At 65.8% G+C, this 18,810-nt stretch carries 15 protein-coding genes; 2 read left to right on the forward strand and 13 right to left on the reverse strand.

Annotated features, from left to right (window positions below):
* Positions 1–6: 6 nt before the first annotated feature.
* The 12 genes from AC04MI_RS08690 to apbC all read right to left on the reverse strand — a co-directional run bounded on the left by AC04MI_RS08690 (position 7) and on the right by apbC (position 15,423).
* On the reverse strand, positions 7–249 hold the full coding sequence (locus tag AC04MI_RS08690) for a hypothetical protein (RefSeq protein WP_436077743.1): 243 nt from the start codon (positions 247–249) through the stop codon (positions 7–9).
* Positions 246–863: a formate dehydrogenase FDH3 subunit beta gene (fdh3B, locus tag AC04MI_RS08695; RefSeq protein ID WP_055402827.1), complete on the reverse strand. Its 618-nt coding sequence runs from the start codon at positions 861–863 to the stop codon at positions 246–248. The genes AC04MI_RS08690 and fdh3B overlap by 4 nt, the downstream gene beginning before the upstream one ends.
* 23 nt (positions 864–886) lie before the next feature.
* Positions 887–3,853 (reverse strand): formate dehydrogenase subunit alpha, encoded by a 2,967-nt coding sequence (locus AC04MI_RS08700; protein ID WP_476497626.1) that lies wholly within the window; start codon positions 3,851–3,853, stop codon positions 887–889.
* A gap of 14 nt (positions 3,854–3,867) precedes the next feature.
* The gene (locus tag AC04MI_RS08705; RefSeq protein WP_056058615.1) at positions 3,868–4,077 is read right to left on the reverse strand and encodes a hypothetical protein; all 210 of its coding nucleotides are present in this window, start codon (positions 4,075–4,077) and stop codon (positions 3,868–3,870) included.
* A 148-nt stretch (positions 4,078–4,225) separates the two neighbouring features.
* On the reverse strand, positions 4,226–4,858 hold the full coding sequence (locus AC04MI_RS08710) for a TorD/DmsD family molecular chaperone (protein WP_436077742.1): 633 nt from the start codon (positions 4,856–4,858) through the stop codon (positions 4,226–4,228).
* Entirely contained in the window at positions 4,855–6,924 is a 2,070-nt protein-coding gene (locus AC04MI_RS08715) for a 4Fe-4S binding protein (RefSeq protein WP_476497635.1), read from the reverse strand. Before AC04MI_RS08715 ends, AC04MI_RS08710 begins: the two co-directional genes overlap by 4 nt.
* Complete coding sequence (locus tag AC04MI_RS08720) at positions 6,884–7,609, reverse strand: DUF3306 domain-containing protein (RefSeq protein ID WP_146871776.1); 726 nt, start codon at positions 7,607–7,609, stop codon at positions 6,884–6,886. Before AC04MI_RS08720 ends, AC04MI_RS08715 begins: the two co-directional genes overlap by 41 nt.
* Positions 7,602–8,192 carry a DUF3305 domain-containing protein gene (locus AC04MI_RS08725; RefSeq protein WP_192420213.1) on the reverse strand — a complete coding sequence of 197 codons (591 nt, stop codon included), beginning with the start codon at positions 8,190–8,192 and terminating at the stop codon, positions 7,602–7,604. The genes AC04MI_RS08720 and AC04MI_RS08725 overlap by 8 nt, the downstream gene beginning before the upstream one ends.
* Positions 8,193–8,275: 83 nt before the next feature.
* A complete protein-coding gene (fdhF, locus tag AC04MI_RS08730; protein WP_476497628.1) occupies positions 8,276–11,179 on the reverse strand; it encodes a formate dehydrogenase subunit alpha in 2,904 nt (967 codons plus the stop codon).
* Positions 11,176–13,158 (reverse strand): NAD(P)H-dependent oxidoreductase subunit E, encoded by a 1,983-nt coding sequence (locus AC04MI_RS08735; RefSeq protein ID WP_436077740.1) that lies wholly within the window; start codon positions 13,156–13,158, stop codon positions 11,176–11,178. The genes fdhF and AC04MI_RS08735 overlap by 4 nt, the downstream gene beginning before the upstream one ends.
* A gap of 192 nt (positions 13,159–13,350) precedes the next feature.
* The gene (locus tag AC04MI_RS08740; RefSeq protein WP_436077739.1) at positions 13,351–14,307 is read right to left on the reverse strand and encodes a LysR substrate-binding domain-containing protein; all 957 of its coding nucleotides are present in this window, start codon (positions 14,305–14,307) and stop codon (positions 13,351–13,353) included.
* Between the two features lie 24 nt (positions 14,308–14,331).
* Positions 14,332–15,423 carry an iron-sulfur cluster carrier protein ApbC gene (apbC, locus tag AC04MI_RS08745; protein WP_476497630.1) on the reverse strand — a complete coding sequence of 364 codons (1,092 nt, stop codon included), beginning with the start codon at positions 15,421–15,423 and terminating at the stop codon, positions 14,332–14,334.
* A 120-nt stretch (positions 15,424–15,543) separates the two neighbouring features.
* On the opposite strand from apbC, the gene AC04MI_RS08750 reads away from it, so the two are divergent.
* A complete protein-coding gene (locus AC04MI_RS08750; RefSeq protein ID WP_056746975.1) occupies positions 15,544–16,116 on the forward strand; it encodes a restriction endonuclease in 573 nt (190 codons plus the stop codon).
* Positions 16,117–16,487: 371 nt separating this feature from the next.
* A complete protein-coding gene (locus AC04MI_RS08755) occupies positions 16,488–17,750 on the forward strand; it encodes a patatin-like phospholipase family protein (protein ID WP_476497631.1) in 1,263 nt (420 codons plus the stop codon).
* Positions 17,751–17,773: 23 nt separating this feature from the next.
* Here AC04MI_RS08755 and AC04MI_RS08760 read toward each other — a convergent pair whose 3' ends face one another.
* A complete protein-coding gene (locus AC04MI_RS08760; protein ID WP_436077737.1) occupies positions 17,774–18,589 on the reverse strand; it encodes a hypothetical protein in 816 nt (271 codons plus the stop codon).
* Positions 18,590–18,810: the final 221 nt, after the last annotated feature.

Below are 18,810 nucleotides of genomic sequence, written 5' to 3' on the forward strand. Positions count from 1 at the left end.
TGGACCTCACTTCGCCTGGGTGCGGGTGTATTCGTTCTGGCCGTACTGCTGGCGCGCTTTCAACTGCGCTTCCCAGCTGGTTTTGTCGCCGGCTTTCCAGCCAGGCTGCGTGAAGTTGCTGCCGGTGCCGGCGTAAGACGGGGCATCGCTGCGGATGCCCGCGCCGGTCTGCGGTTTCTCGCCGCAGCCCGTCAATGCCAGGGCGGCCACCGCAGCGACCAAGGTCATGTGTATGGTGCGCTGCATCATGACTTGCCTCCTGCAGGCTGACCTGCCTGTTGTGAGCCGTAGGCCGTGCCCCAGCCCCACACTTCGGCGCCCTTGCCACGCTGCACCACGCGGTTGCGGAAGATATCCGCCACCACATCGCCGTCACCGGCCAGCAGGGCTTTGGTAGAACACATTTCTGCGCAGGCGGGCAGCTTGCCTTCGGCCAGGCGATTGCGGCCGTATTTTTCAAACTCGGCCTGGCTGCCATGGGTTTCAGGACCACCGGCGCAGAAGGTGCACTTGTCCATCTTGCCGCGCACACCAAAGGTGCCGGACGATGGGAACTGCGGCGCGCCAAACGGGCAGGCATAACTGCAGTAGCCGCAGCCAATGCACACGTCCTTGTCGTGCAACACCACACCCTCTTCGGTGCGGTAGAAGCAGTTGACGGGGCAGACCGCCATGCAAGGTGCGTCGCTGCAGTGCATGCAGGCCACCGAGATGGACTTTTCACCCGGCACACCGTCGTTCAGGGTGACCACGCGGCGGCGGTTCACGCCCCACGGTACTTCGTGTTCGTTCTTGCAGGCGGTCACGCAGCCGTTGCATTCGATGCAGCGCTCTGCGTCACAGATGAATTTCATTCGTGCCATGTGTGTCTCCTTGCGTGGCGCGATCAGGCGCGTTCCACGTTGCAGATCGTGGTCTTGGTTTCTTGCATCATGGTCACGCTGTCGTAGCCATAGGTGGTGGCCGTGTTGACGGCTTCACCGCGCACCACAGGTGCCGCACCCTTGGGGTAGTACGCCAGCATGTCCGCCCCTTGCCAGCGGCCCGAGAAGTGGAACGGCATCCACACAGTATCGGGTGCCACGCGCTCGGTAACGAGTGCTTGCACGTTGATGCGGGCACCGGTGGGAGAACTGAGCCATACGCGCTCGCCGTTGCGGATGCCCCGGTCGGCGGCCGTCTTGGGGTTGATCTCGACGAACGACTCCTGCTGCAGCTCCGCCAGCCAGGGGTTGGAGCGGGTTTCCTCGCCGCCGCCTTCGTACTCCACGAGACGACCCGAGCTCATGATGAGCGGGAATTTCTCGTGCACCTTGTCGGCCACGTTTTTCTCCTGCACGCTCTTGTACAGGGTAGGCAGGCGCCAGAAGGCCTTCTTGTCGTCGTGGGTCGGATACTTGGCCATGAGGTCAGGACGCGTGCCATACAGAGGCTCACGGTGCTGCGGAATGGCGTCCGGGAAGTTCCACACCACAGCGCGCGCCTTGGCATTGCCGAATGGATGGCAACCGTGCTTGAGGGCCACCCGAATGATCGCGCCCGTGGGGTCGGTCTTCCAGTTCTTGCCCTCGGCCTTGGCCTTTTCGGCATCGCTCAGATCGTCCCACCAGCCCAGCTTCTTGAGCAGCACGTGGTCGAACTCGGGGTAGCCCGTGGTGATCTCGCTGCCCACCGAATGGGAGCCGTCCTCTGCCAGCAGGTTGACGCCATCCTTTTCCACGCCGAAGTTGGCGCGGAAGTTGCCGCCGCCTTCCATCACATGCTTGGAGGTGTCGTACAGATTGGGCGAGCCTGGGTGCTTGAGCTCCGGCGTGCCATAGCAGGGCCATGGCAGGCCAAAATAGTCACCGCCAAAGTCGTAACCAGTCTCCTTGTCCTTGCCGCCCTTGGCCTTCAGGGTCTTCACATCGAACAGGTGCATGTTCTTCATGTGSGCCTKCAGSCGCTCRGGGCTCTGGCCGGTGTAGCCMAYGGYCCAGMMSGWCTTGTTGATCTCGCGCAGGATGTCSTCGGGCACGGGCTCGTCCATGCCCTTGACCTTCTGCATCTTGTAGTTCTTGGACAGCTCGGCGGCAAAGCCCAGCTTTTCGGCGAACTGGTGCATGATCATGTGATCGGAGCGGCTCTCCCACAGCGGCTCGATCACTTTTTCGCGCCACTGCAGCGACCGGTTGGATGCCGTGCAAGAACCACTGGTCTCGAACTGCGTGGCGGCGGGCAGCAGGTACACCGCACGGTTGGGATTCAAATCTTCGGCCTTGCCKGGCATGGCMGCCATSGCGGCGGTGGCCGAKGGATARGGGTCSACCACCACCAGCAGGTCSAGCTTGTCCATGGCGCGCTTCATYTCSAGRCCRCGSGTCTGCGAGTTGGGCGCATGSCCCCARWAGAACACGCCGCGCAGRTTSGAGTCCTGGTCGATCAGCTCGTTSTTCTCSAGCACRCCGTCGATCCAGCGCGACACGGTGATGCCGTTCTTGGTCATCATCGCGGGCGACGCATACTGCTTCTTGATCCACTCGAAGTCCACTCCCCACACAGCGGCGAAGTGCTTCCACGAGCCTTCGGCCAGGCCGTAGTARCCAGGCAGCGAGTCTGGGTTGGGACCCACGTCGGTTGCGCCCTGCACGTTGTCGTGGCCGCGGAAGATGTTGGTGCCGCCACCGCTCTTGCCCACGTTGCCCAAAGCCAGCTGCAAGATGCACGATGCACGCACGATGGCATTGCCGATGGTGTGCTGCGTCTGGCCCATGCACCACACGAYGGTGCCRGGGYKGTTCTCGTKSAGCATSKTSGCSACCTTGAAMACCTGGKCYTCCTTGACGCCACARGCCTCYTCSACCTTGTCRGGCGTCCACTTGGCCAGCACTTCSTCGCGCACCTTGTCCATGCCRWAGACRCGGTCGTTGATGTACTKCTTGTCTTCCCAGCCGTTCTTGAAGATGTGGTRCAGCACACCAAACAGGAAGGGAATGTCGGTACCGGAGCGGATGCGCACGTACTCGTCCGCCTTGGCGGCCGTGCGGGTGAAGCGCGGGTCCACCACGATCATCTTGCAGCCGGTTTCCTTGGCGTGCAGCATGTGCAACATGGACACCGGATGCGCTTCGGCCGCGTTGGAGCCGATGTACAGAGCGACCTTGCTGTTTTGCATGTCGTTGTACGAATTGGTCATGGCGCCATAGCCCCATGTATTGGCCACACCCGCCACCGTGGTGGAGTGGCAGATACGCGCTTGGTGGTCGCAGTTGTTGGTACCCCAGAAGCTCACGAACTTGCGCAGCAGATAGGCCTGCTCGTTGTTGTGCTTGGACGAACCCACAAAGTACACGCTGTCAGGACCGCTGGCCTTGCGCAGCTCCTGCATCTTGGCCGTGATTTCGTTCAGGGCCGTGTCCCAGCTGATGCGCTCGTATTTGCCGTTGACCAGCTTCATGGGATAACGCAGGCGGTACTCGCCATGGCCGTGCTCGCGTAGGGCTGCGCCCTTAGCACAGTGGGCACCCAGGTTGATGGGCGAGTCGAACACCGCCTCCTGGCGCACCCACACGCCGTTCTCGACCACCGCATCGACCGCGCAGCCCACCGAGCAGTGGGTGCACACCGTGCGGCGCACTTCGATCTTGCTGTCGCCGATGCCGACCTTGGCACCTTCGGCAGCGTTGGATTTCTTGACCAGCGTGAGCTGCGAGGCCGCGATGCCCACGCCCACTCCCAGGCCAGAGCGGCGCAGGAACGAGCGACGGTCCATGGTGGGCAGGGCCTGCGACAGGCCACGGCGCAGGCTGTGCACAAAAGGCGATGCAGAGCCGTTGCCCTGCACAGAATGGGAAGACTTCTTGGTTAGCAACATGGCGTGCCCCGATGTCAAAGTTGGGTGGTCTTGTAGTACTGCTTCACGCGGGCAGACAGGTGGTAGCCACCGCCCTTTTCGGGTGCGACGCGCGCGGGCTCGGACACCACGGCATCGGACGGCGCGACATGGGGGAGTGCCACCACGGCTGCTGCGGCAGCCCCTACGGTGGCGGCGCCGGAAAAGAAGCTCCGACGGGAGGAATTTGGCTGGCTGTTCTGCATGCTTGTCTCCAGAAAGGCTGGCAGCTATGAAACGGAATTCATACAGTCTATGTCAGTGTGTAAAAACCCGCCATCGGGCTTTACAACTCCCAGTAACACACTCATCTTTTGTAGCGGCATATCGAGGGTTTACGAGCATCTGAAGGGATCAATCCAACATGTCGAAGCCCTGGGTCTCCACCGACACAAAGGCCCGCGTGAAGTGCGCCACAGCCGCATAAAACCGTGCTTGCGGCTGTGCGGCCAAGGCATCGCAGAGCTGAAGAACCCAGGGCTGCAGATGCGTTGAAAAAAATTCACGCTGCGATGTCAGGTTGCAGACAGCTACATCGTCTCCAGCGATCAGGTAGCGCATGACCTCCAGCAGGTAGGCCACATGGTCCTCGGTCTCGGGCATGGTCTCGTCCCGCGCCAGGCCCAGCTGCTGCAAATCGGTACGCAGACGCGCCAGCGGCTTCTCGTTGAGAAACCCGCTGAGGTAGTGCGAGCCATACAAAAACACCTCGGGCTTGCCCACACCACCAAACAGCCGGTCAAACTCCTGCGCAATGGCAGCATCGCTGAGCGCACGCGACGCCGCCACCAGTTGCTGCCAGGGCTCCTGCAAAAAGCCGCCATCGGCAGGCGCCTCCGTCACTGCCACCCGCAAGGCCGACAGCAGCTCCGGGCTGGGCGCTGCGTAGTACAGCTGCGACAACAAGCCATACAGCTCGGCGCGGGCGGTTTCTTCATCGAGCGCAGAGCTGCCGCCCCGGGGGGTCAAGGTGGATGGAGCGCTCACAGGTCGGTCACTTTCGTCTCGTTTTGTGCGGAATACAGGTCAATCACGCGGCAGTCACTGCACATCTTCAGTCGCTCSAGYGCCTCGCCCTGGAACATGGGGTGGCCCGACAGTTTGCCCAGCATGGCCTCGATGGCTTTCACCGTGCCAAAGGGTTTGCTGCAGCGCACACAGGCCCAGGGCTTGGCCTCGTTGAGCACACGCAGCTGTGCACGCTCGGGCGTGAGCAGCAGGCGCGGCTGCAGGGTGATGGCGTCTTCGGGGCAGGTGGTGGCGCACAGGCCACACTGCACGCAGTTCTTTTCGATGAAGCGCAGCTGCGGCATCTGCGGGTTGTCCTGCAGCGCACTGGCGGGGCAGGCGCTCACGCAGCTCAGGCACAGGGTGCAGCGATCTTTGTTGACTTCAATCGTGCCCAGCGGCGACCCCACGGCAGGCAGAGCAATGGCCGCAGGCCGCTCGTCTACGGGCATCGGGGCCTGCTCGATCAGGTGGTCGAGTGCCATCTCCAGCGTGCTGCGCTTCTCTTGGGCCACCGCAAAGCGTGCAGCCACGGCCGGGGTCTTCTGGCGCGTCTGGCCCAGGGTCTGCAGTGCAGCATCCAGCGCGGTGGGGTGGTTGGCACGCAGCAACTGCACATGGGTGCCGGTGTAGCCCAGGCCGCGCAGGATGGCCTGCGCCACGTCCATTTGCGCCTGCAGGCCTTCGAGGTACTGCGGCGCTTCTTCATCGGTGCTCAACACCACCACCTGCGACGCACCATAGGCCATGGCACTCAGCCACAGGTCCACCCCCGTGCTCGCCGTATGCCACAGCGCCACCGGGATCACGTTGGCAGGCACGCCATGCGCCAGCTTCAGCTGAGCAGCACGGCCCAGTTCTTCCACCAGCGCCTGGCCGCGCTCMTGGCTGTGCAGCAGCAATACCGCATCCTTGCCGCCGGCGGCGGTGTAGGTGGACAGCAGCGTCTTGAGCTTGGTGCCCTGCTCCGTCGCACTGGGGTAGGCATAGGTCAGTGCGCCCGTGGGGCACACGGTGGTGCAGGCGCCRCAGCCCACACACAGGTTGGGGTTCACCTTGATTTGCTGGCGGCCCTTGTCGCTGCTGATGGCCTCGGCCGAGCAGATGTCCACGCAGGCATTGCAGCCCACGGTTTCGTTGCGGCTGTGGGCGCAGAGCTTTTGTTTGTAGACAAAAAACTTGGGTTTCTCGAACTCGCCCACCAGCTCGCGCAGCTTGAGCAGCGTGCCCAGGTCCCGCCCGTCCCAGCGCAGGTAACCCTGCGGCAGCGCGTGCTGCAGGAAGGTGGGCGTGGCAGTGGATGAACGCAGGTCCAGCACCAGGTCAAAACGCTCGGTCTGCGCCGTGGCATCGCGGGTGAAGTCGATGGCGCCCGCCACCTGGCACACCTTCACGCAGGCACGGTGCGACTGGCAGGCGGCCAGATCGATCTGGTAATCCAGGCCAATGGCGTTTTCAGGACAGGCCGCCACGCAAGCGTTGCAGCGCGTGCACAGGTCCAGGTCGATGGGGTTGTCGGCCGCCCATTGCAGCTCAAACGCACCCAGCCAGCCGGTGAGGCCCGTGATGCGGCCACCCAGCACCGGATAGCGCCGCGCCTGCGCGCCACCGGCATTGCCAGGGCCTTGGGTGAACAGCGTCACATCCAGCACATCCGACACCAGGGCGGCCGCCTGCTCGGCCTGGTCGAGCGGTCCGATGATCAGCAAGCGGCCCGTGCTCTTGTAGGTGACCGTGGGTACGGGCGGAGGGTCGGGCAAACGCGCTGCTGCCAGCAGCGCGGCGATCTTGGGGCTGGCCTTGGCAGCATCGCGGCTCCARCCSCCGGTTTCGCGGATGTTCACAAACCGGATGGGCGACACCGCGCCTTCGGTCTGCTGGCCCAGGTCGCCAAACAGGCGCTGCTCCTGGGTGCAGGCCACCACCACGTCCTGCCCGGACTGGATGGCCTTTTGGAACGCCCCCGCGTCGCGCCGGCACAGGGTGGAGTGAAGGGTCAGGTCTTCATGCAGTGCCTCGCCCAACGCCTTGGCGTTGAGGGGCATCGTCTGGTTGCAGTCGCAGATGAGCGTCGTGGTCATTGTGGGTATGGCTGGCTGGCGTGACCACCGCATCCTGGGCAGAGCGTGGGGCCACCTCAGGCTCGCTAGAGGGAACGCTAGGAACAGCGTTGCATACCTGGGACTGTGCCACGTCTGGGGGGCTTTGCGCCTCCGCATCATCCCGAGGCTGACTGCCCGGCGGGGATATTGCGGCCGCAGGGGCCGCGTCCGGCGCAGCATCACCTGGCAAACCCTGCGCAGCGGTCGCGGCCTTTTTCTCGTGGTCAAAAAAGCCCAGTGCATGCGCACTGGCCATCTTGCGCAGCATGCCTGCAGGCAGCGGGTCGGGCTGGGTGTAGTCGCCGATGTAAATGTCCAGGCCGTCCATCACATTGAAGTGCGGGTCGGCAAACAGCTTTTTCATGGCCAGATTGCGCACCTCAGGCGACACGGCACGGGCCACAAACGGTTTGAAGTCGGACGCGGGCGTGAGCGCCTCAGCATCCGCCAATGTGGGCGGCGGTGGCACCTCCGGGGCAGGGGCTGCAGGTGCGACGGGCGCAGCCACAGCGGCCACCGGCGCGGGGGTTGCCACCTGGGGGGCGGGCGGCGGCGGGTCCTGCACGGGCTTGCCCGCCAGCACATCCTGCTTGCGCCGCGACCAGCGGCCGAGGAATCCGTCAGCCATGGTCGCCACCTCCTCGCGCGCCTCCCGCATGGCCGCCACCACCACCACCGCCGCCACGCGGCTTGTCGGTGGACACGGACGCGGGGTTGCCAAAGCGGTCCTGCAGCGTGCGAAAGCTCTCGGGCCGCTTGCGGCGCTTGGGCTCGGGCTGGTAATGCTCGGCCACAAAGGCGCGCAGTGCCTCCACCACCTCGGCATCGGCGGGCACTTGCTCCACGGTTTCCTGTGCGTCCAGCCAGCGGCCGGCGTCGTGGTAGCTCAGGCTCACCGCCACCGGGCGGGCCATGGGGACCTCGCCCGCGCCGGTGTCTTCATCCTGGCGCCACATCACAAACCAGCAGGGCGCGGGCGAAGTGAGGTTCAGGTGATAACCCTCGGCGTCGTCGCGGAACAGCTCCACGCGAAAGCCCGGGAACAGCCAGCGCTGCTCGCGCTGGTCCTGGATCAGAGGGCGGGGTTCGGTCCCAAAGGCGGGCTCGTGGATCACCACCTCGGCCAGCGACCACCGCCAGGGCTGCCAGCGGTTGTCGATGTGCTCGCGCCGCATGATCACGGCAACGTCGGTGTAGGGGCGCTCTGTCATGGGCTGCGACTGTACCCCGGAGTAACCCCTTGCCCGCAGCGCGCGGTGCAAAGCCCCACAGCCAGCGTACGGATCACGCGGTGTCAGCCCGGCACGCCAGTGGCCTGCATGACCTCCACCGCCACGGCGCAATATTTGAATTCGGGGATCTTGCCGAACGGGTCCAGCGCCGCGTTGGTGAGCAGATTGGCCGCCGCCTCCACATAGGCAAATGGCATGAACACCGTGCCGCGCGGCGTGCCGTCGTCGCGGCGCACGCGCACCTGCACCATGCCGCGCCGCGAGCGGATGCCCACCAGCGCGCCGGGCGCCACGCCCAGCCGCGCCAGTTCGTCGCCATGCAGCGACGCGGTGGCCATCGGTTCGATGGCGTCCAGCACGGTGCTGCGCCGCGTCATGCTACCGGTGTGCCAGTGCTCCAGCTGGCGACCGGTGATGAGTACCAGGGGGTAGTCGGCATCGGGCTTCTCTGCCGCCGGGATCACGCTGGCGGGCACCAACTGCAGGCGGCCCGTGGGCGTTGGGAATTTTTCGGTGAAGACGATGGGCTGGCCCGGGTCGTCAGGCGTGAGGCAGGGGTAGGTCACACTGGAATCGCGTGCGAGGCGGTCCCAGGTGATGCCCTCGATGCTGGCGTGCATGGCCTGGCGCATTTCGTCGTAGACAGCGGCCACGCCAGACTCCTCGCCTTCGTAGTTCCAGCCAAGCCCCATGCGCGCGGCGATCTGCTGGATGATCCACAGGTCCGGCTGCGCATCGCCCGGCGGATTGAGCGCGCGGCGGCCCATCTGCACCATGCGGTCGGTGTTGCTGGCGGTGCCGGTCTTTTCGGGCCAGGCGCTGGCGGGCAGCACCACGTCGGCCAGCCAGGCGGTCTCGGTCAGGAAGATGTCCTGCACCACCAGGTGCGAGAGGCTGGCCAGTGCGTGGCGCGCGTGGTTCAGGTCGGGGTCGCTCATGGCGGGGTTCTCGCCCATGATGTACATGCCGCGCACCTTGTGGGGGTCGCTGTCGGGTGCCAGGGCCTTGTGCATGATTTCGACCACGGTATAGCCCGGCGCCGCGTCCAGCTTGGTGCCCCAGAAGTCCTCGAACCACGCATGTGCCCCCGCGTTGTCCACGCGCTGGTAGTTGGGGAACATCATCGGGATCAGGCCCGCGTCGCTCGCGCCCTGCACGTTGTTCTGGCCGCGCAGCGGGTGCAGTCCCGAGCCGGGCTTGCCGATCTGGCCGGTGACGGCGCACAGCGCAATCAGGCAGCGGGCGTTGTCCGTGCCATGCACATGCTGGCTCACACCCATGCCCCAGAGGATCATCGACGCCTTCGCCGTGGCAAATGCCCGCGCCACCTCGCGCAGCGTATCGGCCGGGATGCCGCATACAGGCGCCATGGCTTCGGGGCTGCAGCCCATCACGTTGGCCTTCAGGGCCTCGAAGTTGTTGGCGCGATCTTTGATGAAGGCCTCATCCACCAGGCCTTCGTCGATCACCGTGTGGATCAGCGCATTGAGCATGGCCACGTCGGTGTCGGCCTTGAACTGCAGGGTGCGCCAGGCGTGGCGGCCGATGTCGGTCACGCGCGGGTCGGCCAGCACGATCTTCGCGCCACGCTGGGCCGCGTTCTTCATCCACGTCGCCGCCACCGGGTGGTTGGCCGTGGGGTTGGAGCCGATSACRAAGATCAGCTCCGCATGCTCCACGTCGTKSACCKGGTTGCTCACCGCGCCCGAGCCCACGCCTTCGAGCAGCGCGGCCACGCTGGAGGCGTGGCACAGCCGCGTGCAGTGGTCCACGTTGTTGCTGCCAAAGCCGGTGCGCACCAGCTTCTGGAACAGGTAGGCCTCTTCGTTGCTGCCCTTGGCCGAGCCGAAGCCCGCCAACGCCTTGGGGCCGTGCGTGTCGCGCAGCGACCTGAGCGTGCCGGCGGCCAGGCCCAGCGCCTCGTCCCAGGTCGCTTCGCGGAAGGTGTCGCGCCAGTCGGCACCGTAGGGGCGCACCTCCTTGGGCACACCGGGTTTGCGGATCAGCGGCACCGTCAGGCGGTCGGGGTGGTGGGCGTAGTCGAAACCAAAGCGCCCTTTCACGCACAGGCGGCCGTGGTTGGCCGGGCCGTCGCGGCCTTCGACGCTGATGATCTTTTCATCGCGTACGTTGTAGGTGATGAGGCAGCCCACGCCGCAGAACGGGCASACCGAATCGACCTTGCGGTCSACCGCYTGCGRGCCGATGTGSSTCTTGGGSMTGAGCGCGCCSGTSGGGCAGGCCTGCACGCATTCGCCGCAGGCCACGCAGGTGCTSTCKSCCATSGGGTCRTCCAGGTCGAAGACGATCTTGCTGTCGGCACCGCGCAGCGCGTAGCCGATCACATCGTTCACCTGYTCCTCGCGGCAGGCGCGCACGCAGCGGTTGCACTGGATGCAGGCATCCAGATTCACGGCCATGGCCGGATGGCTCAGATCGGGCGCGGGTTGCTCGCGGCGCAGGGCTTGGAGCGCGGGGCGCACGGTGACGCCCAGGCGGCTGGCCCAAGCACTCAATTCGCCATGCTGACCTACCGCTGGGGCAGTTTTTGAATCCAATGGGCCTGTAGCGCTAGAAGAATATGCTCCACCAGCTATCAATTCAGGAGTATCTGGTTGATCATCATTCCATTGGTAGCCAACATCCGGCATATCGGACAGCAGCATCTCCACCACCATCTGCTGGCTCTTGCGGGCGCGGGGGCTGGCGGCCTGCACCTTCATGCCTTGCGTCGGTGCGCGGCAGCAGCTGGGGGCCAGCGTGCGCTCGCCCGCGATCTCCACCACACAGGCGCGGCAGTTGCCGTCGGGGCGCAGGCCGTCGCTGTAGCACAGGTGCGGAATCTCCACGCCGTGGCGCTGCGCAGCCTTCAGGATGGTTTCGCCAGGATGGGCGGTGACGGGCTGTCCGTCCAGCTCGAAAGCCACGCCGGGCTGCGCTGCGGCAGAAGTCAACACGGCGCTCATGGCTTCACCCCGGTAGGCAGTTGTTCGGTCAGCGGGCTGTTACGCGGCTTGGGCAAATCGCCCGGCCAGGGCCCCTCGCCCACTTCGTGCGCAAAGTATTTGTGGATGCAGCGGATGGGGTTGGGTGCAGCCTGGCCCAGGCCGCAGATAGAGGCGTCGGCCATTACCTGTGCCAGGTCGTCGAGCAGTTCTTCATCCCACTTCGGCGCTTGCATCAGCGTGGCCGCCTTGGCCGTGCCCACACGGCAGGGCGTGCACTGGCCGCAGCTTTCGTGTTCGAAGAAGCGCATCACGTTCAGCGCCGCGTCGCGCGCGCGGTCGTGTTGGCTGAGCACGATGACGGCGGCCGAGCCGATAAAGCAGCCGTAGGGCTGCAACGTGTCGAAGTCCAGGGGAATCTGGTTGAGGCTGGCGGGCAGGATGCCGCCTGAGGCGCCGCCGGGCAGGTAGGCGTACAGCTCATGGCCATCCAGCATGCCGCCGCAGTATTCGTCGATGAGTTCCTGCACCGTGATGCCCGCTGGAGCAAGCTTGACGCCGGGGTGCTTCACCCGGCCGCTCACGCTGAAACTGCGCAGGCCCTTGCGGCCGTGGCGGCCAAAGCTGGCAAACCACTGCGGCCCGCGCTCCACGATGTCGCGCACCCAGTACAGCGTCTCGAAGTTGTGCTCCAGCGTGGGCCGGCCGAACAGCCCCACCTGCGCGATGTAGGGCGGGCGCATGCGGGGTTCGCCACGCTTGCCTTCGATGCTCTCGATCATGGCCGACTCTTCGCCGCAGATGTAGGCGCCCGCGCCGCGCCGCAGTTCGATGTGGGGCAGCGGGCATGGCGGATCGGCACGCAGACCGTCCAAAGCCCGCTGCAGCAGCGCACGGCAGCCGTGGTATTCGTCGCGCAGGTAGATATAGATGGCCTCGGTGCCCACCACCTGGGCGGCGATGAGCACCCCTTCCAGAAAGCGGTGCGGGTCGCGTTCCAGGTAGGTGCGGTCCTTGAAGGTGCCGGGCTCGCCCTCGTCGATGTTGACGGCCATCACGGCCGTGCCCTCACGCTCCCCCGCTTCGCGTGGTCCGCTGCCCCCCGAGGGGCCCGTCGCCTCGCTTGGGGCGGCCCGGCGCTCGGCGAGCGCGGCCTGCTCGCGCACGATGCGCCACTTGCGCCCGGCCGGAAAGCCTGCGCCCCCCAATCCACGCAGGCCGGAGTCTTCCATGGCGGCCAGCACGGCCTCGGCGTCCATCTCGCCATTGACCAGCGCAGCGGCGGTCTGGTATCCGCCTTGGGCACGGTAGGTGGCCAGGTCGGTGTGCCCGGGGCTGATTCCATCCGGCTGCGCAGGCACGCTCGCCTCCACACACTCAGCAATATCAAAATTGATAGCAACTTGGGCATATGGATGTAGCGCTACCGCCCGATTGGGCTTCAAATCAACAGCTTCCAGCACCCCACCGACGGTGGCGTGGGGCACCGGGCACTGGTGCACCACCGCCACGGGCGCCTGCTCGCACCGGCCCACGCAGGGCACAGCCAACACCTGCACATCGCCCTGCCCGGCCGCGCGCAGGCGCTCGGGCAGCGCGGCCAGCAGGTCGCGGGCGCCCGCCATGCTGCAGCTCAGGCTGTCGCACACCCGCACCACCAGGCGGGGCGCCTGGGCCTCTTCACCACGCACGATCTCGAAGTGGTGGTAGAAGCTCGCCACCTCGTACACCTCGGCCATCGGCAGGTTCATCTGCTTGGCGAGTGCCACCAGGTGCCGGTCGTGCAGCACGCCAAAGTGGTCGTTCAGGCGGTGCAGGTATTCGATGAGCAGGTCACGCCGAAAGCCCGTGGCCGGGCGCGGGCCCAGCAGTTGCGCCACCTCGGCCATGGCCGCGTCTTCGGGCTGGCGGCCCTTGAGGCGGCTTTTGCGGCGGATGCGTTCGCGCATGTCGTTGACGGACACGGCGGCGACGGTGGGGGCTTCGGGGGCAAGGTGCATGGACCGGGGGCGTGGGGCGTTGATCTGGTTGTATGCAGGCACCTGCATAGGGTGCCCGGGCCGCCGCAGTGTCGGCCACGGGCGCCTGCGGCGTCAAATTGCCGATGCACATGGGTCGATCACAAAAACAAATGAAACGGCCGTTTTTGCAACTGCCCATGAATCACCCGCCGCAACCCATGCGGTCAGTGCTCAATCGGCGACCAGAAGCCCACTGTGTGCTGCGGCGTGCTGCAACCAGTCGGGGTCCTGCGCCAGTGCCAGCGCTGCATCAAGGGCGCGGGCGGGCTGCACCTGGCGGTGCGACATGAATCCGATGGGGGTGGTCAGCACCGGGCCTTTGAGCGGCAGGGCCTCCAGCCCCTCATGGCCGCGCACGGCATCGACCAGCGCCCCGGGCAGGACGCTGCACAACTGGCCCGCCACCACGCTCAACGCCAGGGTCAGCACCGAATCGGTTTCCATGGCGGGCATGACCGTGGCGCCTGCCGCGCGGAAGGCGCCATCGACCAGGCTGCGGTTGTGCATCTCCGGGGTGAGCAGGCACAGCGGCAGCGCCGCCGCATCGGCCCAGGCCATGGGTGGGCCGATCTGCAGTCCACGCGCCGGGCCCTGGGGCGGGCGCGCTGCGCGGCGCAGCAGAAAGTAGTGCTCGACATACTGCGGCCAGGCCCGCAGCGGGCCGCCGCGTGCGGGCATGCGCTCGGTGTAGCCCAGCGCCAGGTCCAGCGAAATGTTTTCCAGCCCGGCCTCCAGCGCCTGCGAGCTCATCGACAGCGCCACCGGCACGATGCCCGGGTGCCGCGCCTGCAGCTGCGCCGCAAACCGCGCGAGGATGGGCATGGCCGTGGGCACGGCGCCCAGGCGCAGCGTGCCGCGCGGGTGGGCGGCGTCGCCGCTCAGGTCCTGCTGCAGCACCTGGTGCTCGTGCAGCATGCGCTGGGCGGATGCCAGTACACGCTCACCCTCGGGCGTGAAGCCCTCGAAGCTGCGCCCCCGGCGCACCACCACCACGCCAAACTCCTTTTCCAGCGCGCGCAGCGCGTTGGAGAGCGCCGGCTGCGTGATGTGGCAGGCCTGCGCCGCCCGGCCAAAGTGCCGGTGCTCGTGCAGCGCCACCAGGTAGCGCAGGGACGCGAGCAGGTTCATGGCGCGGTGGGCGACTCGGGAGGATCAGGTGTTCTTGCTGATCGAGATGGTGGGGAACTTGTTCGAGAAGTCCTTGGCCTGCTGGGCGATCTTCACCGCCACATCGCGCGCCACCTTCTTGTAGATCTTGGCCACGTCCCCGTCSGGGTCGGCCACCACGGTSGGCTTGCCGCTGTCGGCCTGCAGGCGGATGYTSATGTCMAGSGGCAGCGCGCCCAGGTAKTCCATSTGGTAYTSSGCSGCCATCTTCTTGCCGCCSTCGGMGCCRAAGATGTGCTCSACGTGGCCGCAGTTGCTGCACACGTGGGCTGCCATGTTYTCSACGATGCCCAGGATSGGCACRCCSACCTTCTCGAACATCTTGATGCCCTTCTTGGCRTCSAGCAGYGCGATGTCCTGCGGCGTGGTCACGATCACGGCGCCGGTCATGGGCACGCGCTGGCTCAGCGTGAGCTGGATGTCGCCAGTGCCGGGCGGCATGTCGATGATGAGGTAGTCGAGGTCTTTCCAGTTGGTCTGGCGCAGCAGCTGCTCCAGCGCCTGGGTGGCCATGGGRCCRCGCCAGATCATGGCYTCGTCCTGGTCSACCAGGAAGCCGATSGACATGACCTGCACGCCGTRGTTCTCSAGCGGCTCCATGGTCTTGCCGTCSTCGCTYTCGGGSCGGCSSTYGATGCCCAGCATCATSGGCTGGCTSGGGCCGTAGATGTCGGCRTCCAGGACGCCCACGCTGGCGCCCTCGGCGGCCAGSGCCAGSGCCAGGTTGGCGGCSGTGGTGCTCTTGCCCACGCCGCCCTTGCCSGACGCCACSGCGATGATGTTCTTSACSTKGGGCAWSAGCTGCACGCCGCGCTGCACGGCATGGGCGATGACCTTGGTGGTGATGTTGACCGACACGTTGTCCACGCCCGCCACGCCCTTGGCGGCAGCCACCAGGCTGCGGCGCAGCTCGGGCACCAGGCTCTTGGCGGGGTAGCCCAGTTCCACGTCAAACGCCACGTCGCCACCGGTGATCTGCAGGTTGCGCAGGGCGCGGCTGCTGACAAAATCCTTGCCCGTATGGGGGTCCAGCACGCTGGAAAGTGCGGCCAAAAGGCCCTGTTCGGTGACTGCCATTCAAATAACTCCTGTGGGGCCGGTAGTCTATTCCCAAGCTCCCGCCCCCTGCCGCTGAAGGACAATGCGCACCGCATTGCGTCGTCGCTCTCTCCAAAAAGGCCTCCCGTGAAATTCAAGATGTCCGAAAACTCCCTGTTTGCCGTCCTGCTGCGCTCGCCGTGGTGGATCAGCTTTGTGGTGGTGGGCCTCATCACGCTGGCGGCCGGGGCATTGTTGCCCAAGGAATACTTTGTGGTGGGCGCGCTGGCGGGCTTCCCCATCTTTGTGGTGGGCTGCATCGCAGCGTGGAAGCAACTGCGCGCGCCCAACCCCGCCAAGGTGGTGGAGATGCTGGAGGCCGTGGGCAGCATGCCCTGGCGCAGCTTTGCCGACACCCTGGCCACCGCCTGGGAACGCGCGGGCTACAGCGTGGAGCGCCTGACCGGCAGCAACGCCACCGGGGCCGACATGCGCCTGAGCCAGGGCGGCAAGACCACGCTGGTCAGCGCCAAGCGCTGGAAGGCCGCTACCCACGGGGTGGAGCCCCTGCGGGAGCTGCACACGGCCATGACCGCTGCCGATGCGTCGGCGGGCGTTTACGTGGCCGCCCTGGGCCAGGTCAGCGAGAACGCCCAGGCGTTTGCCCGGGAGCACGGCATCGTGGTGCTGCAAGGTGACGCGGTGGCGCAACTGCTGCTCAAGCAGCGTTAAGAACCTGTTCACAGTCTTTTTGGAGTTGCACAAGTGCCTTGTCGAGATGGGATGCAAGGCGCGRTGCGCTGCCAATAGCCCGTGCTATTGGCAAGCGCCGCAACGCCGCAGACCGCCCGGCAAGGCACTTGCCCGAAGGGTTGGAGTGAAATCGGGCGATTGGACGCCCCGGCTGCTTGCATGGGCATGAGCCCATGCGGCGCACCCGAAGCATCCACTCCTCCCGATTGCACTCCAATGTAATCTCCAAAAAGACTGTGAACAGGTTCTAAGACCACCCCCTGTGGGGTGGCCCGCACATGCGGGTTTTCCCACATGAGCTGCGCCCGGGCGCCCCTCCACACTGGGAGCCTTACACCGCCCCACCGTCCATGCTCCCCACAACCCCTACCGCAGCCCCTGGCAACGTACCCGCCACACCCGCCACGGGCCTGCTGCTGACCGGCGGCGGTGCCCGCGCTGCCTACCAGGTGGGCGTGCTGGAAGCCATTGCCGACCTGCGCCAGGCCTGTGGCGAAGGCGGCGGCCCCAACCCCTTTCCCATCATCACCGGCACCTCGGCGGGGGCCATCAACGCAGCCGCCCTGGCCTGCGGAGCCGACCACTTTGACCGTGCGGTCCGCCGCATTGCACGCGTGTGGCGGCAGTTCCATGCCAGCCAGGTGTATGGCGCCGACTCGCTCAGCGTGATGCGCAGCGGCGCGCGCTGGCTCACGCTGGTGTCGCTGGGCTGGGCGCTGGCACGCTGGCGCCGCATGCGGCCGCGCTCGCTGCTGGACAACKCGCCGCTGGAGAAGCTGCTGGTCAAGATGGTGCCCCTGGTGCGCCTGCCCCGGCTGATCCGCAAGGGGCATCTCACCGCGCTSGCCGTGACSGCSTCSAGCTACAGCTCGGGCGAGCACGTCACCTTTTTTGAAGCGGCCACGCCCGTCAAGCCCTGGGTGCGCTCCCAGCGCAAGGCGGCCAGCGACCGCATCACGCACGAGCATCTGCTCGCGTCGTCGGCCATTCCCTTCATCTTTCCAGCCAAGGGCATCGAGGTGAATGACCACATCGAATACTTCGGCGATGGCTCCATGCGCCAGTCGGCGCCTATTGCCCCGGCCATCCATCTGGGGGCCGAGCGCATCCTGGTGATCGGCGCGGGCCGCATGCACGAGCCCAAGGGAGATGCCGCTGCCAACCCCACGGCCACCTACCCCACGCTGGCGCAGATTGCGGGGCATGCGCTGTCCAACATCTTTCTGGATGCGCTGGCCGTGGATGTGGAGCGCGTGCAGCGCATCAACCAGACCCTGTCCCTCATCCCCGAAGAAAAGCGCCTGCACAGCGCGCTGCGCCCCATAGAGCTGCTGGTGATCGCCCCCTCGCAGCGCCTGGACGCCGTGGCTGCGCGCCACGTGGGCGACCTGCCGGGCCCCGTGCGCACCATGCTGGGCGCCCTGGGGGTCACGTCCAACATGGCCGATGTGCGCGGCGCGGCGCTGGCCAGCTACCTGCTGTTCGAGTCCGGCTACACGCAGGAGCTGATGGCCCTGGGCCGGACCGACACCCTGGCCATGCGGGCCGAGGTGTGCCAATTTTTTGGATGGACGGATACCGGTGCCGAGGTGCAGATGCGGCACCACACCTGAGAGGTGCCCGCCGAAGCAACCGCTTACCGGCGGCGAAACCTGCTCGCCCCGCGCCACACGGCCGCCAGCGCCAGCAACGCCGCCAGGACTCCAACACCCTCACCCGACAGTCCGGGCACCGGAGAGGGCGCAGAGGGTGGAGCCGTCACCCGAAACACTTTCAGTTCATCAATGCTGGCAGGGCTGCGGCTATAAAACGCAATACGCTGGAATGCTGGTGACAAACCGGCATAAGACGCCGAGGGAGCTGGCGGATTCAAGTAATCGAATCCCGACAAGCTGGACAGCAACCACATCTGGGTCAGATTGGCTGTGTAGTCAATGCGCAGCACCACGGCGCTGAGGGTATTGAGCGCCACTGTGCTGCACGCGCCGGCCACTGGCTGCAAAGTGTTGTCAAGAATGGCATATACGGGGCTGCCACATGCACCGTTGTTGCCCACTGCACCCGTAGTTACACCTGCATTGATGAAACGAAGGTTCGGCGTGCCGCCGCCAGACTGGGTGCCAAACTGCGAGACGAACTGCACGAAAAGAACACCGGAGTTTTGCAACGGCAAGTCTCGCGCAGCATCATTCAGCTGCGACCCGGCCCGGTACACCACCTTACCCCCTGCGCCTGCCAAACCCGGCACCGACAGCCCCACAGAGTTCGTAAAAAAATCGGTGAACGAAATACTGTCAGAAACCCAGGCTCCAGTCCATCCAGTGCCCCCGTTTTGCCCTACCAGCGATATGTTGTTGGCGTAGGAAAAAGAATCCTCGGCGACGGTGGTAATGACGGGCGCCGCGAGCGACGGCACAGCGCTGAATGACAAGCTCAACAGCCATGTGTACAACGACTTTCGCAAACTCACTCGCGAGACGACCCAACCAGCACACGGACACGACATGTTGAAGACCTGAAAAACCGCAAAGACTGCGCAAGAGTTGGAGAAAGACGCCGCTGGATTTTTCCAGGGCCAGGGGGCGACTCGCGTGCCGCTTGAAATTTTGCCATTGGCGGGGTGGTATCCGTCGCTTGCCCCAAAGCCTCACGCGGCCAGACATACCACAACCC

It is taken from the genome of Acidovorax sp. LjRoot204, assembly GCF_056175785.1.